Genomic DNA, 17038 nt, shown 5'->3' on the forward strand with positions numbered 1-17038 from the left:
AGGGTATCATGGCAGCGCAGGGTGCGACCGCATCGCGCGGCGGGCTGAGATCGGCACTACCGCTGCTGGCACCCGCCTATCTCTGGCTGACGGTGGCGATCTTCCTGCCATTGTCGGCCATGGTGTTCTTCTCCTTCATGACCGAGCTGCCGCTGTCGGGAAAGCCCTGGGCGTTCACGCTCGGCAACTACGCCGCCTTCTTCTCGCAGGGCCTTTATCTGACGCTGCTCCTGGCCTCGCTGCGGCTTGGCCTCGAAGTGACTTTGTGGTGCATCGTCATCGGCTATCCCGCTGCTTATGTGCTCGCCAAGGTGTTGAAGGGCCGTAGCCGCGAGGCGATCTTTCTGCTTGTCATCCTGCCGTTCTGGTCGAACGGGCTGGTGCGCATCTTCTCCTGGGCGATGGTGCTGCGTGAAGGCGGCATTCTCGACACGGCACTCAACGCGGTGCTGCCGTTCAAGATCAACATTGATCTGATGTATTCCTATCCGGCCGTCATCATCGGGCTGGTGCACTCCTATGTGCCCTACATGGTGCTGACCTGCTACCTCACCCTGCAGGCGATCGACGACTCGCTGATCGAGGCGGGGCGCTCGCTCGGCGCCTCGCGGCTGCAGGTGCTGAAGCGGGTGATCATCCCGCTGTCGATGCCGGGGCTGGTGGCGGGCGCGGCGCTCATCTTCGTACCTGTCGTCGGCTCGTTCATGGAGCCGCGCATCCTTGGCGGGCGCACCGGCACCTTTTACGGCACGGTCATCGAGGACCAGTTCGTCGCGGTGTTCAACTGGCCGCTCGGTGCCGCGCTCTCCTTCATCCTGCTGGCCGTCGTGCTGGTCATCCTGGCGCTGGCGGCGCCGGTGCTGCGGAGGGCTGCCTGATGATGACGACGCGCATCCTCGAATGGCTCGGCCGCCTCTACATCTGGCTGCTGCTCGCCTTCCTCTATCTGCCGATCATCATCATGGCGCTGATGTCGTTCAACGTCTCGCCTTTCTACCAATTGCCGTTCGAATGGACGACGGAATGGTACGCCTCGCTGTGGCAGAACGACCAGCTGATCTCCGCCACCTGGAACAGCCTCGAAATCGCCGTCATCACCACCATCATCTGCACCGTCCTCGGTTCGGCGGCGTCGCTGGCGCTCTATCGCTCTGAGTTCCGTGGCAAGAAATTCCTGCAGGCGCTGTTGTTTCCGCCGATCGCCATTCCGTGGCTGATCACCGGCACGGCAATGCTGATCTTCTTCTTCGGCGTCGGCATCGGGCGCGGCCTGTTCGCCATCCTGCTCGGTCATGTCGCGCTGGCCTTGCCCTATGTCATCGTCGTCGTCTCGGCCCGGCTGCAGACCTTCGCGCCGGAGCTTGAAGAGGCGGCGCGCTCGCTCGGCGCCAACCAGTGGCAAGTGACGAACCGCGTCACGCTGCCCTGGATCATGCCCGGCGTCATCGCCGGCGGGCTGTTTGCGTTCGCCGTATCGTTCGACCAGTTCGTCGTCTCCTACTTCCTGGCGACGCCGGGCCAGACGACGCTGCCGGTCGAAATCTATGCCGCGATCCGCAAGGGTTTCACGCCCGAGATCAATGCGGTCTCGACGATCATCATCGTCGTGTCGATGGCGCTGATGCTGCTCACGGCGCGGTTCTTCAAATTCGGCGGAGAGAAATAATGGCCGGCGTGCAGGTATCGAATGTCTCCCGCAGCTTTGGCGCGCACAAGGCACTGGACGATGTCTCCATCGATTTCGACGATGGCGGCTTCTATGCGCTGCTCGGGCCGTCGGGCAGCGGCAAGACCACGCTGCTGCGCCAGATCGCCGGTTTCGATTTTCCCGACTCTGGTCGCATCGCGATCGGCGGCGAGAGCGTCGAGCGGGTGCCGGTCGAGAAGCGGCGCATCGGCATGGTGTTCCAGAACTATGCGCTGTTCCCCAATATGAGCGTCGCCGACAATGTCGCCTTCGGCCTTTCGGTGCGTGGTGAGACCAAGGCAGTGATTGCGACGGAAGTGCAACGTGCGCTCGACCTCGTGCAACTCGGCAAGCTCGGTGCCCGCCGCCCGCATCAACTGTCCGGCGGCCAGCGCCAGCGCGTCGCACTCGCCCGCGCCATCGTCACCAAGCCGCGCGTGCTTTTGCTCGACGAGCCGCTCGGCGCGCTCGACAAGGCGCTGCGCGTCGACATGCAGATCGAACTGAAACGCATCCAGCGCGAGATCGGCATCACCACGATCTTCGTCACCCACGACCAGGAAGAGGCGCTGACGATGAGCGACCGCATCGGCATATTGCGCGATGGCAGGCTGGTGCAGGAAGGGCCCCCGGAGGAGATCTACGACCGGCCAAAGAGCGAGTTCGCCGCCACCTTCCTTGGCGACGCCAACATCTTTCGCGGCGACACGACGGGCAACGGCATTCGCCTGCCGGACGGCACCGCGATTGCAGCTGGAGCGGGTGCCAAGCTTGCCGCCGGCGCCAAAGCGAGCTGCGCCGTGCGCCCCGAACGCATCCGCATCGCCACCGATGCCGGGGCTCCGGATACGGCCAACGCCAACATGCTGAAGGGGCAAGTGTCGAAGCGCATCTTCGCCGGCAACAACAGCACCTATTTTGTCGAGCGTGCCGGCCAGACGCTGAAGGTGATCGTGCAGAATACCGGCGCTGACAGGCTGGCGGAGGGGCAGGACGTGGTGCTGCGCTGGTCGCCGGATAGCACGGTGCTGATCGCGGCGGGCTGATGCTCACGCCGGCTCTTGCCAGACTGTTCGCAATCAGGGACAGCATAACCGGGCACAAGCCGGAGCATACCGATGACCTTGGAACTGAGTGCGCGAGACCGATCCATGCTCGACGGCGAACAAGGTTCGTCGGCTGCCGCCGCGATGAAAATCCTGGTCGCGTTTTCCAATGCGGTCGGGGCAGGCAGCCTGCTCGATATTTCCGGCTCCCACATCGATGGCTGCCTTTACCATGGCAAGGCAGGGCTTGATTTCGTCGAGCGGCTGGTCGAGGGCGGTGGCCGCGTGCAGGTGCCGACGACGCTCAATGTCGGCTCGTTCGACCTCATCCATCCCGGCATGGTGAAGATGCCGGCGGTGGAAGAGGCGCCGGCGCGGCGGCTGATGACGGCGCATATGGAGCTCGGCTGCCAGGCGACCTTCACCTGCGCGCCCTACCAGACGCGGTTCCGGCCAAGCTTCGGCCAGCAGATCGCCTGGGGTGAATCCAACGCCATCGTCTTTGCCAATTCCGTGATCGGCGCGCGCACCAACCGCTATGGCGATTTCATCGATCTGTGCTGCGCCATGACCGGACGGGCGCCGGCCTGGGGCCTGCATCTAAGCGGCAACCGGCGCGGGCGGATTTTGTTCGAGCTGGCCGTTCCCGAGCCGGAGCCAAGTGACAGCCTGTTCGTCGGCGTCGGGCTGATCATCGGGCAAGCCAGCGGCGACCGCATTCCGGTGATCTCAGGCCTGCCTCGGCCCCGCGACGAAGACCAGTTGAAGGCGCTGGGGGCGGCGGCGGCAACGACCGGCGCGGTGGCGTTGTTCCATGCGGTCGGCATCACGCCCGAGGCGAGGACGCTCGATGAAGCGTTTGATGGCCACGCTCCGGAGGAAACGGTCCGCGTCACCCGCGCCGACATCGACCATGCGCTGGCCAGGCTGTCGACCGTGCCGGATGGCGTGCCGTTGGCGGCCGTGTCGCTCGGGACGCCGCATTTCTCGCATGAGGAATGGATGCGCCTGTTGCCGTTGCTGCGCGCGGTCGCTCCGGGCAGGGGCATCCCGATATACGTCAACACTGGGCGCGCGACGCTGACCCGGCTGCAGGAGGAGGGCGCGCTAACCGGCATGGAAGCATTCGGCCTCATCCCCGTCGCCGACACCTGCACCTATGTCACGTCGATCCTCGAGCGTCTCGACGGGGTGGTGATGACCAATTCCGGCAAATGGGCGCACTACGCGCCGGGCAATATCGGCGTGTCCGTCGCCTTCGCCGAGATGAAGGATTGCATCCGCTCCGCGGCAGTCGGACATGTCATGCGGAGCGCCTCATGACGCAGCCGGTGGAAACAAAGTCCGTCGAACGGACCGGCACTTTCCAACTGGCCGGGGAAGCCGCAGGACAGGCCCTGGTGTTTTCGCAGGCGCTTAGCTTCTGGGGCGGCATAGATGCGGAGACCGGCGACGTCATCGATCATTCGCATCCGGACCTTGGCCAGAATGTCGCCGGCAGCATCCTGGTCATGCCGAGCGGGCGCGGTTCGTCGTCCTCATCCTCGGTTCTGGCCGAGGCGATCCGCAGGGGCACCGCGCCGGCAGCCATCCTGATGGAACGGCCGGACCCGATCCTGGCTGTGGGCGCCATCGTCGCCGAGTTTCTCTACAATATTCATATGCCGCTGGTGGTGTGCGATATTTCGAGCATCGCCTCCGGCGACCGGATCACAATCAGCTCAGGCGAGGGTGGCCGGGCGACCGTCGGCGTTCAGCCAGCCATCAATCCCGCGGAGCCGCGTCGCCAGTAGGCAGCGGCGAGCGTTTGATCGCGGCCAAGCCCCAGCGTGTCGCGCCAGTGCTCGCGCACGATCTTCGCGGCGGCGGCTTCGGCCGCGAACCAGCCGAAGGCCGACCCGCTCTGCGGCCACGCCACCGAGCGAACGGCCTCGGCCAGCAGCTTGTCCTCGCCTACCGGCGCGCCGTCCCTTGTAAGCCAGTGCAGCTCGATGCCGGTGGCGTTAGCGATCTCCTGCCTTTCGGCATGATCGGCGATTTCGACGAAGGCAAGGCCCTTGGTTTGCGCGGGCAGCGTTTCCAGCAGCCGCGCCAGCGCCGGCAGGCCGGTTTCGTCGGCGCCCATGACATACCATTGTGCTGGTCGCACCGGGCGGCCGACTGGCCCCATGATACCGACCTTCATGCCGGGTGCCGCCCGCATGGCCCAGGCCGAGCCGACGCTCTCGCCGGGATGGACGAGGAAGTCGACATCGATGATGCCCTTGTCCGCATCGAGCGCGCGGATGGTGTAGACGCGCGCCACCGGCCGCCGGTCGGCGGCAGGCCACACCGGCAAGCCATTGCCGCCGAGCCTCGGCCACAGCGGGTCGGGCACTTCCCCGGTTGGGAACAGCATGCGGATATGCATGCCGCCGAACTTGGCGAAGCGGGTGAGATCGTCGCCCGCCAGGCGGATGCGGCGCATATGTGGGGTGAGGTGGCGAACATCGGTCACCACCATCTCGCGGAACTGGGCGAGGCGGGTCTCGCCGGCGAGATCGCCGGTCCAGACGATCTCGGGGTTTTCCTCCCTGGCATACACCTCCACCGCCGTAGCGAGCAGGTCCTTGATGCGGGCGAGGCCGTCTCGGTCGGTGGCGTTGGCCCGCATCACCAGACGCTCCATGTCGAAGGAGGCGCCGCCGAAGGCGAAGCGGAAATCGATGCGCTGCCCATGGTGCGAAGCATCGGCCTCGAAACTCCGCAGCCTGTCGCTGATGCGGTCCATGTAGTCGGGCAGGTGCCGCAGGTCGAGACGCGCCTCGCAGGTCAGTTCGCTCGCCGATGCCTCGCTCATTGTCAGCCTCCGATCCTGCCTGTGAGGGCCACCTTGAAGGTGCGGCCCTTGCCTTGTTCGGTAGCCGCCGTGGTTGACCATGCGCTTTGCGGGTCGGTGTAGGCGGTGTTGAAGACGTTATCGACACCGAAATCGAGCCTGGCGTTGTCGTTGATGCGCCAGTTGGCGAAGACGTTGACCAGATCGAAACCGTCATCGACGACCGGCACGGCGTCGGGATTGCTGCGGCTGGTGCGGGTGATCTTGCCGACGCTGAGATATTGCGCACCGACTGTGAGCTGATCCTCCAGCATGCGGAACCCGAGCGTGACCGAGAAACGGTCGAGCGGCGTGTTGTTGAGCGCCTGACCGGCATAGACGCCGCTGATGACCTTGGCGTTTATCAGCGCGCCGGCGAGATTCACGAAACCGCAGCCGTAGTCATAGACCATCTCGGCCTCGACGCCCTTCAGACGCGCGTCGCCGATGTTGATCGCCGTGCGCGGCAGGACGGTGAGATCGACGTCGATATAGTCCTCGACATCGGTGTGGAAGACGTTGAGTTTGGCGCGCAGCCGGTCGCCCGCCGTCAGCACATCGTCGTATTTCACGTTGATGCCGGCCTCCCAGTTCTTTGCCGTCTCGGGCTGCAGCAGGAGATTGGGCCGGTAGCTGTCGGAGCCGCCATGCGCGCCGCCGCCACGGAAGACATCCTGCAGGCCCGGTGCCCGGTAGCCTTCGGAGTAGGTGCCGTAGAGCTGGAAGCCTTCGAAGGGCGTGACACCGACGGTCAGGCGCGGCGACCAGCGGTCGCCGGAGATCGACGCCTGTTCCGGCGGCACGGAGCGGGTCTCGCCGTCGAGCTGGTAGCCGTCATAGCGCAGGGCCGTGATCACCTGCAGCCAGGTCTCATAGTCGCCTTGCCATTGCAGGAAGCCGCCATAGCCCTGCTGCTCGCCGGCGCCGAAATGCGCGGCTTCCGAGGACGCCTCGAGATAGTAATAGTCGAACCCGTAAGTCAGCGTATGGGCTAACCCCCAGGCGTCGAAGCGCGAGGAGTTCTTTACATTGAAGCCCGACGTGGCGACGTCGTAGAAGCGGAAATTGCCGATCGCCGAGGTGGGCCAGACCTGCGTCTGCTCGGCTCGGGTGCGGTTGTGGTAGGCATTGGCGCTGAGGTCGATCAGCTGGTTGTCGTCAGGCTTCCAAGTGTAGGCGGCCGTGTAGGTCTGGTTGGTGGTGTTGGTATCGTAGCGGCTCAGCGTCGGCGAGGTCGAGCCACTCGAGCCGGTGATCTGGTCGTTGTAGCGCTGCAGGATGGCGCCGAGCTTCAGCTCGTGGCCGTCGGCCGGGCGCAGCGTCGTCTTCAAATAGCCGCTGGTCACCCGCTCGCCGGTCCAGGGCACGGTTTCACCATTGCCGTCGGTGTAGCTGTCGCGGTCGCGATAGACGAGGTTGCCGATGATGTCGGCATCGTCGCTGAAGCGGTAAGCGCCGGTGGTGCTGGTGGTGAAGCCGTCGCCATTGTCCTCGTAGCCGAGCTTCTCGCTCAGCGCCCAGCGCTCGTCCTTCTTGAGGAAATCGCCGGCATCCTTGGTCTCGAAGGAGACGACGCCGCCAATGCCGCCCGAACCATAGGCATTCGACACCGGGCCGCGAATGACGGTGGCTTCCTTGATCAGGTCCGGCTCCACGTAGAACGAGCCTGAACCGTGGCCAACGCGCCAGTAATCCTGGCGGGCGCCGTCGAGCGTCACGACGACGCGGCCATACTGTTCCAGGCCGCGAATGTTGATGGCTGTCGCGGGGTCGTCGCCGTTCATCGAGGCGGCGACGCCAGGCGTGGTGCGGAAGATGTCGGCGGCGGTGTCTGGTTGGATGCGGTCGAGCTCGTCAGAATCGACGGCGCTGATGGCGGCCATCGATTCGATGACGGCGGTCTTGATCATCGTCGCCGAGATGGTGATGAGGTCGAGCACCGTTGCAGGCTGGTTCTGCCCGGCAGTGGCTGGTGTCAGGCGGGCGGTCTTGGCGGTCGCCCCCTTCTTTTCCGGCTCCTGCGCGCCGGCCTGTGGCGCCGCGCACAGGCCGAGCACGAAGGCAAGCGCCGTGCTCGCCATCAAGGTCGTGTTTGTTGTCGTTGTCATGCAGCCCCCAAGCAAAAGCAAAACTGCTGGCGATGGCTGAACGGGCCTTGGCTGGCATGATGGAATCCCTCGACCCAAGTGGCCGGGACCAGGCTCACATATTAAAACATGATGACATAAGTCAACTTTAAATTTATAGGCCCGACATCTTCATCGAAAAGGCAATTGGACAGGAGCAGAAGCATGGTCGGGAGTGTGGGTGAGGGCAGGCGGATCGGTTGGTTCCAGCCAGGCAGGATCGCAGCGATGCTGCTTCTGGCGCTGTCGGTGCTGGCGCCTTCCTGCGGCTTCAAGGCCCTGGCCGGTGAAAGTGTTGTCGACGCGCTGGGCCGAACCGTCGCGCCGGGAGCGGCAGCCAGAATCCTGACGCTTGGCTCCGACGTCACCGAGATCGTCCATGCGCTCGGTGCCGGCGAACGGATCATTGCCGTCGACCGGGGCAGCAAGTATCCGCCATCGGTGACTGCGAAGCCCAATGTCGGCTATCGCCGCCAGCTTTCGGTCGAGGGGCTGGCCGAACTGCGTCCCGATCTGATCCTGGCGGCCGAGGATAGCGGGCCGCCCGAAGCGCTTGAGGTGCTGAAGTCGCTGGCATTCCCGATCGTCTTCATCCCGCAGGACAACAGCCCGCAAGGCATCGAGCGCAAGATCGCGCTAATCGCTGCCAGCCTGGGGCTCGAGGAAAAGGGCAGGACTGTTTCCGCCGAGGTGCTGACAGCCTTTCAGGCGGCCGCCGATCTGGCTGCAAGAATCCCGCCGGAACGGCGCAGAAAGGTGGTGTTCTTCCATGGTCTCGAGAAGTTGAGCGCCGCCGGCGCCGGCACCTCGGCCAATGCCATTATCCGCTATGCCGGTGGCCTCAACCCGATGGATGTGGTCGAGGGCTACAAGGCGGCGTCGGAGGAAAAGCTGATCGAGATGGCGCCTGACGTGATCCTGATGATGAGCGACGGCAAGGGTGGACCGACGCCCGAGCAGGTGTTCGGCAACCGTGCACTGGCGGCAACGCCGGCGGCGGCAAACAAGGCACTGATCGTGCTCGACGGCGCCTACATGATTGGCTTCGGCCCACGCACCGCCGACGCAATCCGCGATCTGGCGAAGGCGCTTTATCCGGAAACGGAACGCCCCGACTAGGCCCGCCCATCAGATCTCCGGAATGTTCTCCTTGAAGATCACCTGCAGCCTTGGCTGGTGCAATTCGTAGGGCAGCCCCCTGACCGCATGGGTCAAGGTGTTGAGCGCCTCGCGCGCCTCGACGCGCGGGTTCTGGTCGATGACCGCGTCGAGCGTGCCGTCGAGCAGAAGATCCTTGGTGCCTTCAGTCACCTCATGGCCGAGGAAAACCATGGACTGCGCGCGGCCGCGCTCCTTGAGCGCGCGGGCGATGCCGGTGTTGCCGGCGCCGACATTGTAGATCGCGGCAAGATCCGGGTGCCGTTCCAGAAGGGCGGACGCCTCCGAATAGGCCTTCTCGCGGTCGTCGAGCATTTCGCGCATCTCGACGATCTGCAGATTGGGCGATTCCTCGGTCAGGATATGGCGGAACCCCATCTCGCGTTCTTCGTGGCCGCGATAGGAAAGCGAGCCGGCGAACAGCGCCACCTTGCCCGGACGCCCTGATCCCATGAAGCGGTTGAGCAGATAGCCGGCGAGGCGGCCGGCGGCGCGGTTGTCGATGCCGATATAGGCGACCCTCGGCACATGCAGGATGTCGGAGGCGATGGTCACCACCTTGATATCGTTGGCCGACAACGACCGGATCGCCTCGCGCACCGTCGGATGGTCGAGCGCGATGACGCCGACGCCTTGCGTCTGTCCGCGCAGGTCCTGCAGCAAACGGGCGAGCCGGTCGGGATTGAAGCCCTCTATGGTGGCGATGTGCACATCGAGGTCGGGGCGCGCAAGGGCCTGCGCCTCGATCTGGCGGTGCAGCATCTTGATAAAGGAATTGGTGCCGGCGGGCAGCGCGAAATCGAGCCGGATGATGTCGCCTGGCAAGGGCCTGGGCGGCGCTCCGTTCGGGCTCTCGGCGATGTAGCCAAGCCGCTGCGCCATTTCGAGCACGATTTCACGCGTGCGCGCCCGAACGCCGGGGCGGTTGTTGAGCACACGATCGACCGTGGCGGGTGAGACACCAGCTTCCCGGGCTATGTCAGTCAGGGTGGACCGCACCGTCTTTCATCTCCTGTATGCGTCAGGTCGTCTGGCGACGGCTTCCGAGCCATCCGCGATTCTGATGGGAAATGATGTATCCGGCCTTGGCCGATGTGCAAGCTGCGGGGCTAAATCAATTCGTCCGACAGGAATGAGCGGGGTTTGGAGGGGGAGTTTCCCATCAAATCGAGGCATCAGGAGTGGCGTGTGGACCGCGGTACGATGCATTTCCTCGCCTTCGTGCAATGTTGTGATGTGTTTTGATTATTTATGATGTTGACAGCCTTACCGTGCTGCCGTCAATATCCCTCATAGGGTCGTGGAGGAAACGTGGCCCTGAGGGAGGAGTTCCAATGTCCAATTTGATCCGCATGTCGCGGCGCCGCTTGTTGGCGTCCGGAGGAAAGGCGGCCGTCATCATGGCTGCCGCAGGCATTGCACCGAAATTCATTCGTCCCAGCCGCGCCTATGCGGCGGACGCGCTGGCGCCAGGCATGATCGGCGGCCCGACGGGCTTCGACGGAGCCGAGCGCTACCAGTACGGCGCCGACACACCGGAAGGCCGCGCCATCGAGGCCGCCAAGGCATTGAAGGGGGCCGGCAAGGCACCAGCCAAGATCGTGCTCGGTCTTTCGGATGGCTCGATCGGCCAGCTGACGCAGCCGTTTCCGGCCGGCGCGCTGTCGATCAAGGATCTGTGGGAAAAGGAGACCGGCATTCCGATCGAAATCGTCGGCCTGCCGAACGGCCAGGAATTCACCAAGACGATGCAGGACATCTCCACCAAGGGTGGGGCCTACGACATCTACTCGACCGAATGGAACCGCCTCGGCGACCTCGCCGAGACCGGCGGCATCGCCAAGCTCGACGACTTTGTCGCGCAATACAAGCCGGAATGGGACGATCCCCAGAACGGCTATGTCGACGGCGCCAAGGGCGTGTCGCTGCTCAACAAATATCGCGGCTCCAACTATGGCGTGTCTCTGGATGGCGACTTCCAGACCTGGGTCTACCGCACCGACCTGTTCGGCGACGAAGCCGAGAAGAAGGCCTTCAAGGACAAGTACGGCTACGACCTGGCGCCGCCGAAAACCTGGAAGCAGCACGGCGATATCGCCGCCTTCTTCCAGCGCCCGGACAAGGGCCTGTTCGGCTCCACCGACCTGCGCAACCAGGGCTGGGGCTACACCAACTGGTATCAGCGCTACGTCTCCATGGCTTCGCCCAACCAGTTCCTGTTTGGCGATGACGGCAAGCCGCTGATCAATTCCGAGCAAGGCATCGCCGCCACCAACGAATATGTCGCGTCGCTCGCGCACCATTCGCCGGACGCGATCTCGTGGGGCTGGCCGGAACAGTATGGCAATTTCGCCAAGGGCGGGGCGGCGATGACCTGCGCCTTCTCCAACCTGCCGAAGTTCCTCGACAATGCCGGCAACAAGGATTCGGCTGTCACCGGCAAGATCGGCTCGATGCTGCCGCCCGGCCGCGAGATCGACGGCAAGCTGATCAGCCGTTCCGTGCTGTGGTTCTCGCTGACCGGCATGGTCTCGTCGCAGTCGAAAAACCAGGAGGTCGCCTACCTCCTGCTGCAATGGCTGGGCTCCGCCCGCATCTACGCCTGGATGAGCGCCAACCCAGGCGGCTATCTGGATCCATTCCGGCTTTCGGATTTCTCCGATCCGCTGGTGCGCCAGACCTACCACGCCTACCACATGGACATTGTGCGCGAGACGGTCGCCCGCACGGTGCCGACCATCAACTATCCCGGCGCCACCGCCTTCCACAATGCGTTGGACGAAAACCTCATGGCCTCGCTGACCAAGGCGAAGACATCAGAGCAGGCCATGGCCGACACCGAGACCGAGTGGAAGAAGATCGCCCGGCGCATCGGCGAGGACAAGCTTCTCGAAGCCATCAAGACCAACAAGGAGGCCTGGCCGACCGTTCTCGATCCGATCAGCTGATCCGTCTCCCTGGATCAGAGCCGGAGGGGAGGAGCACCTGCTCTTCCCCTCCGCAACCGACGCCACCAGCAAAAGCAGCCAGATGAAGCGTTCCATCCCCTTCGAGATTTTCCGCTACGCCGCGATCCTCGCGGCGATGGCGGTGACGCTGGTGCCGATCCTGTGGATGGTGTCGATGGCCTTCAAGCCGATCGCCGAATGGTCGGCGACCGGGGCCGACCTGACATGGTGGCCGAAGAACCCGACGCTCAGCAATTTCCGCTTCGTCTTCGGCGAGTCGACCAACAATCTGATCGTCGCGCTCGACCGCACGGCGCTGAAGCCGATCCTCTCATCGCTGCTGTCGGCGGTGTTCGGAACGGCAATCGCCATGTCGGCTGGTACGGCCGCGGCTTACGGGCTGTCGCGCTTCGGCTCCGGCCAGAACCTGCCGCTGGCGCTGATCCAGCTCAGGCTGTTTCCGCCGATGGCGGTCATGATCCCGGTGATGATCATGTGGTCGTTCCTCAATTTCACCGACAGCTGGTGGGGGCTGTCGCTGATCTACGGCATCGTCACCCTGCCTTTCGCCTTCTGGCTGATGAAGACCTTCTTCGACGACATGCCGCGCGAGATCGAGGAGGCGGCCCTGGTCGAGGGCTGTTCGCGGTTGCGCGTCTTCACCCGCATCACGCTGCCGATGATGCGCGCGCCGCTGGCCAGTGCCGCGCTCTTCGTCTTCATCCTCAACTGGTCGGACTATCTGATCGCGCTGCTGTTAACGACGCGCGAATGGGTGACGATCCCCGTCTACATGGCCTCGCTGTCATCCTCGATGACCGGACAGCTCTACGGCGCCAAGGCAGCGCTCGGCCTGATCGCCGCCGTGCCGCCAGTCATCATGGGCATCGCCATCCAGCGCCATCTGGTGCGAGGGCTGACCTTCGGGGCGCTCAAGCAATGAGCGCGGTGACTGGGACGATTTCGGAGGACGTGATGAAAGCCGTCCAGGCAAGACCGGCTCCGCGTGACGAGGGCGCTAGGCTCGGCTTCCGGCTGACGCTGCCGGCGCAGATCCTCGTCCTGTTCATCTCGGCCTTCCCGCTGTTGATGCAGCTCTACATCAGCGTCACCGACTGGTCGCCGCTTTCGGGGCTCGGCTGGTGGAATGCCTGGGAGATGTGGAACAGTTTCGCCAACTACACCGACCTTGCCGCCGACGCGCGCTTCTGGAGCGCGCTGAAGCGGACTGCCATCGTCATGGTCGTCTGCGTGCCGGCGGAACTCCTGCTTGGCCTGGCGCTGGCGACGCTGTTTGCAGACGATTTTCCGGGCAAGCGTATCTTCTATTCGATCCTGCTGATGCCGATGATGGTGGTGCCGGCGGTGGCCGGCTACATGTTCTTCATGCTGTTCCAGTCGGGTGGCCCGGTGAACGACATCCTGTCGTCGCTCACCGGTTCTCCAGTCACCATCGCCTGGCTGTCGGACCCGACGCTGGCGCTGATCGCCGTCATGGTCGCCGACATCTGGCAATGGACACCGCTGATGTTCCTCATCCTGCTTGCCGGCCTGGTCGGCGTGCCGGAGGACCAGATCAAGGCGGCGACGCTGCTCGGCGCCAATCCCTGGCAACGCTTCGTCACCATCGTGCTGCCGAAGATGAAGACCATCATCATCATCGCCCTGGCGATCAGGGTGATCGAGAACTTCAAGATCTTCGACACGCTCTACATCATGACCGGCGGCGGCCCCGGTGTCGCCACCGAGACCATCTCCGTCTACATCTACAAGCTCACCACGCAGGACCTGATCTGGGGCTATGTGGCGGCGATCGCGCTGGCCATACTGATCGTGCTGTCCATCATCGCCGTTTTCGCGATGAAACGCATGGCGCGGGCAGGGCAGGTGCCGGCATGAGCGCGATCCACCTGCAGAACCTGGTCAAGAAATTCGGCGATTTCACCGCGCTGAAGACGATGGACCTGGCCATCGACGACGGCGAGTTCATGGCGCTGCTCGGGCCGTCGGGCTGCGGCAAGTCGACGACTATGAACATGATCGCCGGCATGGAGGAGCCGACCGACGGCAGGATCCTGTTCGGCGAACGCGACATGGCAGGCGTGCCGATGGGGCGGCGCGGTGTCGGCTTCGTCTTCCAGAACTATGCCATCTTCACCCATATGACGGTGCGCCAGAACCTCGCCTACGGACCGAGGATGCACGGCGCGGCGAAAGCCGAGATCGACCGCCGTGTCGGCGCCATCGCCGAAATGCTGCAACTGACGCGGCTGCTCGACCGCAAGGCCGACCGGCTGTCGGTCAACATCTTGCAGCGCGTGGCGATCGGCCGTTCGGCGATCATGGAGCCGGCGATCTTCCTGCTCGATGAACCGCTCTCCAATGTCGATGCCGCCTTCCGGGCTGTCATGCGCACCGAGCTGAAACAGTTGCAGCGCCAGTTCCGCCAGACCATGGTCTACGTCACCCACGACCAGCTCGAGGCGATGACCATGGCCGATCGCATCGCGGTCATGGACCATGGCGTACTGCAACAGGTCGGCACGCCACTCGAGGTCTACAACGATCCGGCCAATGTCTTCGTCGCGCGCTTCATCGGCGCGCCCGGCATGAATCTTCTCAAGGGCAGGCCGGCGGAGAGCGACCGGGGGGTGGTCGTCGATCTCGGACCCCTGGGCGTCACGCCGCCGCTGCCGGGCGCACTCGCGGCCGCACTGCGTTGCGCGCGCGGCGACGTGCTTTACGGATTTCGGCCGGAACAGGCCTCGCTGGTGCAAGATGGGCAGGGCCTCGCCATGCAGGTCAGCTTCGTCGAACGGATCGGTGCACGCACCATCGTTCATCTCGGCCAGGGCGAGGCTGCTGTGAAGACGGTGTTCGACAATGACGTCGGACTGGCGATCGGCGACATCGCCGTTGTCGCGCCCGCCGCGTCGTCGGTGCGTATCTTCGATGCCGCTACCGGCGTTGCGATGAAGGCGGGTTGAGGCATGGCTGATATCGTCTTTCGCAATGTGACCAAGCGCTACGGCGGCACGCTCGCCGTCGACGACGCCTCGTTCACGGTCAACGACAACGAGTTCTTCTGCTTCTTCGGGCCGCCGCTGTCGGGCAAGTCGACAATCCTGCGCCTGGTGCTCGGGCTGGAGACGCCGGATACCGGAGACATCCTGATCGGTGGCAAGCTGGTCAACACGGTGTCGCCGGCCGAGCGCAACGTCGCCATGGTGTTCCAGAACCTGGCGCTGTTCCCGCATATGAGCGCACTCGACAATGTGCGCTTCCCCCTGGTCGAACGCGGGGTCGCCGAGGCCGCGATCGGCAAGCGGGTCGCCGATGTCGCGGCGAAGCTGCATATAGGCCACATCCTGCACAAGCCGCCGGCGCAGCTTTCGGGCGGCGAGCGGCAGCGCGTGGCGATCGCGCGTGCGCTGGTGCGCGATCCCAATGCGTATCTGATGGACGATCCGATCTCGGCGCTCGACGCCAGGCTGCGCGAGGAGACGCGGGTCGAGTTGAAGCGCATCCAGCGCGAACTCGGCAAGACGCTGATCTATGTCACGCATGACCAGGAAGAGGCGATGTCGGTTGCCGACCGCATTGCCATCCTGGAGCATGGCAGGATCAGGCAGATCGGAGCTCCGGCCGAGATCTACGACCGCCCGGCCAGCACCTATGTGGCGCGGCTGCTCGGCTCGCCGATGATGAACATATTGAAATCGGCGCGCGGCGAGGGCGGCGTCGAGGCCGCCGAAGGCACGATCCGCATTGCAGACAAGACGGCTCCCGCCGATGCCGTCGAGATCGGGCTCAGGCCGGAAGACATCAAGGTCAGACCGTGGGCGGAGGGGGGCGGGGCTGACGGGGTGTCAGGCCGCCCGGCGCGAGTGTTCGAGGTCGAGCCGCTCGGTGGCTACACCGTGGTGACCCTCGAAGCCGGGCAGGCACGGCTGAAGGCGCTGTTGCGCGGCCAGCCCGACATCAGGCCCGATGCAATGGTGGCGATATCCTGCGAGCCGGCCAGAGTGCATTATTTCGGACAGAGCGGGGGAGCGCTGGCACGATGATTGCGGCCGCGAGGAAAGAGTTTCGGGAGGATAACATGGCAGGCAAAGGCTTCGAGCCGGACGTGAAGGTCCGCACGAAAGAATACAGGATCGGTTGCGTCGGCGCCGGCATGATCATGGCCGAGTGCCATCTCGCTGCCTACAAGGAAGCGGGCTTCCCGGTGGTGGCGATTGCCTCGCGCACCAGGGCGAATGCACAGAAGGTGGCCACGCGCTGGGGCATCCCGATCGTGCACGACACGCCGGAACGGCTGATCGAGGACACCAATGTCGAGATCATCGACCTTGCCTTTCCGCCCGATCAGCAGCCGGCGTTGATCCGCCATGCGCTGAAGCAGAAGCACATCAAGGCGATCCTGGCGCAGAAGCCATTGGCGCTGTCGGTCGAGGAAGCGGTCAAGCTGCGTGACGAGGCGGCGAAGGCCGGCAAGATCCTCTCCGTCAACCAGAACATGCGCTACGACCAGTCGATGCGCGTGCTGAAGCAGATCATCGACAGCGGTGCGCTTGGCGACATTGTCTTCGCGCAGATCGACATGCACGCCATCCCGCACTGGCAGGCCTTCCTCGAGGATTACGACCGGCTGACGCTCGCCAATATGAGCGTGCACCATCTCGACGTGCTGCGTTTCCTGTTCGGCGACCCGGATGAAATCACGACGCTGACGCGCAAGGATCCGCGCACGAAATTCGACCATTCCGACGGCATCACCGTCTCGACGCTGCGCTTCCCGTCCGGCGTGCTCGCCGTGTCGCTGGAGGATGTGTGGTCCGGCCCGCGCCAGGACGGCTACAAGGACGACCAGCATATCAATTGGCGCGTCGACGGCACCAAGGGCGTCGCCAAGGGCACGATCGGCTGGCCGACGGGTTCCGCCTCGACGCTGACCTACGCCTCGACCGAGACCACCGACGGCAAATGGGTGACGCCCAGCTGGGACACGATGTGGTTCCCGCATGCCTTCATTGGCGTGATGGAGCAGCTCCAGCACGCGGTGAAGACCGGCACGCCGCCGGCGCTGTCGGTCGCCGACAACGTCAAGACCATGGCGCTCGTGGAGGCGGGTTACCGCTCGATCGAGGAGGGCCGCACGGTCAGGCTTTCTGAAATCTCGACAAACTGAATCAACTGAATCGCTTACAGGGAGG

Annotated in this window: 15 protein-coding genes; 12 read left to right on the forward strand and 3 right to left on the reverse strand. The window is 64.4% G+C overall.

The features are described from left to right. Nucleotides 1-8: 8 nt before the first annotated feature. The 5 genes from AC56QP_RS29855 to AC56QP_RS29875 all read left to right on the forward strand — a co-directional run bounded on the left by AC56QP_RS29855 (nt 9) and on the right by AC56QP_RS29875 (nt 4526). Nucleotides 9-878 (forward strand): ABC transporter permease, encoded by an 870-nt coding sequence (locus AC56QP_RS29855; protein WP_489862223.1) that lies wholly within the window; start codon nt 9-11, stop codon nt 876-878. Further along, nucleotides 878-1666: an ABC transporter permease gene (locus tag AC56QP_RS29860; protein ID WP_489862222.1), complete on the forward strand. Its 789-nt coding sequence runs from the start codon at nt 878-880 to the stop codon at nt 1664-1666. The genes AC56QP_RS29855 and AC56QP_RS29860 overlap by 1 nt, the downstream gene beginning before the upstream one ends. Beyond that, nucleotides 1666-2733 (forward strand): ABC transporter ATP-binding protein, encoded by a 1068-nt coding sequence (locus tag AC56QP_RS29865; RefSeq protein WP_489862221.1) that lies wholly within the window; start codon nt 1666-1668, stop codon nt 2731-2733. The genes AC56QP_RS29860 and AC56QP_RS29865 overlap by 1 nt, the downstream gene beginning before the upstream one ends. Nucleotides 2734-2805: 72 nt before the next feature. Continuing rightward, a complete protein-coding gene (locus AC56QP_RS29870; RefSeq protein ID WP_489862220.1) occupies nt 2806-4056 on the forward strand; it encodes an aconitase X in 1251 nt (416 codons plus the stop codon). Beyond that, on the forward strand, nt 4053-4526 hold the full coding sequence (locus tag AC56QP_RS29875) for an aconitase X swivel domain-containing protein (protein ID WP_489862219.1): 474 nt from the start codon (nt 4053-4055) through the stop codon (nt 4524-4526). The genes AC56QP_RS29870 and AC56QP_RS29875 overlap by 4 nt, the downstream gene beginning before the upstream one ends. Here the strand turns inward: AC56QP_RS29875 and AC56QP_RS29880 are convergent. After that, a complete protein-coding gene (locus AC56QP_RS29880) occupies nt 4487-5572 on the reverse strand; it encodes an SIP domain-containing protein (RefSeq protein ID WP_489862218.1) in 1086 nt (361 codons plus the stop codon). The genes AC56QP_RS29875 and AC56QP_RS29880 overlap by 40 nt on opposite strands. 2 nt (nt 5573-5574) lie before the next feature. Continuing rightward, nucleotides 5575-7698, reverse strand: a complete 2124-nt coding sequence (locus AC56QP_RS29885; protein ID WP_497109002.1) for a TonB-dependent hemoglobin/transferrin/lactoferrin family receptor — start codon at nt 7696-7698, stop codon at nt 5575-5577. A 183-nt stretch (nt 7699-7881) separates the two neighbouring features. Between AC56QP_RS29885 and AC56QP_RS29890 the strand changes: the two genes are divergently transcribed. Beyond that, nucleotides 7882-8835 carry a heme/hemin ABC transporter substrate-binding protein gene (locus AC56QP_RS29890; RefSeq protein WP_489862216.1) on the forward strand — a complete coding sequence of 318 codons (954 nt, stop codon included), beginning with the start codon at nt 7882-7884 and terminating at the stop codon, nt 8833-8835. A 9-nt stretch (nt 8836-8844) separates the two neighbouring features. Here the strand turns inward: AC56QP_RS29890 and AC56QP_RS29895 are convergent, their stop codons facing one another. Next, on the reverse strand, nt 8845-9873 hold the full coding sequence (locus AC56QP_RS29895; protein WP_489862215.1) for a LacI family DNA-binding transcriptional regulator: 1029 nt from the start codon (nt 9871-9873) through the stop codon (nt 8845-8847). Nucleotides 9874-10208: 335 nt separating this feature from the next. Between AC56QP_RS29895 and AC56QP_RS29900 the strand changes: the two genes are divergently transcribed. From AC56QP_RS29900 to AC56QP_RS29925, 6 genes are all read left to right on the forward strand, one after another. Beyond that, nucleotides 10209-11822, forward strand: a complete 1614-nt coding sequence (locus tag AC56QP_RS29900) for an extracellular solute-binding protein (protein ID WP_489862214.1) — start codon at nt 10209-10211, stop codon at nt 11820-11822. An 82-nt stretch (nt 11823-11904) separates the two neighbouring features. Next, nucleotides 11905-12765, forward strand: coding sequence for a carbohydrate ABC transporter permease (locus tag AC56QP_RS29905; protein ID WP_489862213.1), 861 nt, complete (start codon nt 11905-11907; stop codon nt 12763-12765). Beyond that, on the forward strand, nt 12762-13721 hold the full coding sequence (locus tag AC56QP_RS29910) for a carbohydrate ABC transporter permease (protein WP_489862212.1): 960 nt from the start codon (nt 12762-12764) through the stop codon (nt 13719-13721). The genes AC56QP_RS29905 and AC56QP_RS29910 overlap by 4 nt, the downstream gene beginning before the upstream one ends. Next, complete coding sequence (locus AC56QP_RS29915; RefSeq protein WP_489862211.1) at nt 13718-14809, forward strand: ABC transporter ATP-binding protein; 1092 nt, start codon at nt 13718-13720, stop codon at nt 14807-14809. Before AC56QP_RS29910 ends, AC56QP_RS29915 begins: the two co-directional genes overlap by 4 nt. 3 nt (nt 14810-14812) lie before the next feature. After that, complete coding sequence (locus tag AC56QP_RS29920) at nt 14813-15889, forward strand: ABC transporter ATP-binding protein (protein ID WP_489862210.1); 1077 nt, start codon at nt 14813-14815, stop codon at nt 15887-15889. Between the two features lie 35 nt (nt 15890-15924). Continuing rightward, a complete protein-coding gene (locus AC56QP_RS29925) occupies nt 15925-17013 on the forward strand; it encodes a Gfo/Idh/MocA family protein (protein WP_489862209.1) in 1089 nt (362 codons plus the stop codon). Nucleotides 17014-17038 lie beyond the last annotated feature (25 nt).

This window comes from Mesorhizobium sp. RCAM 05104, from assembly GCF_059683645.1.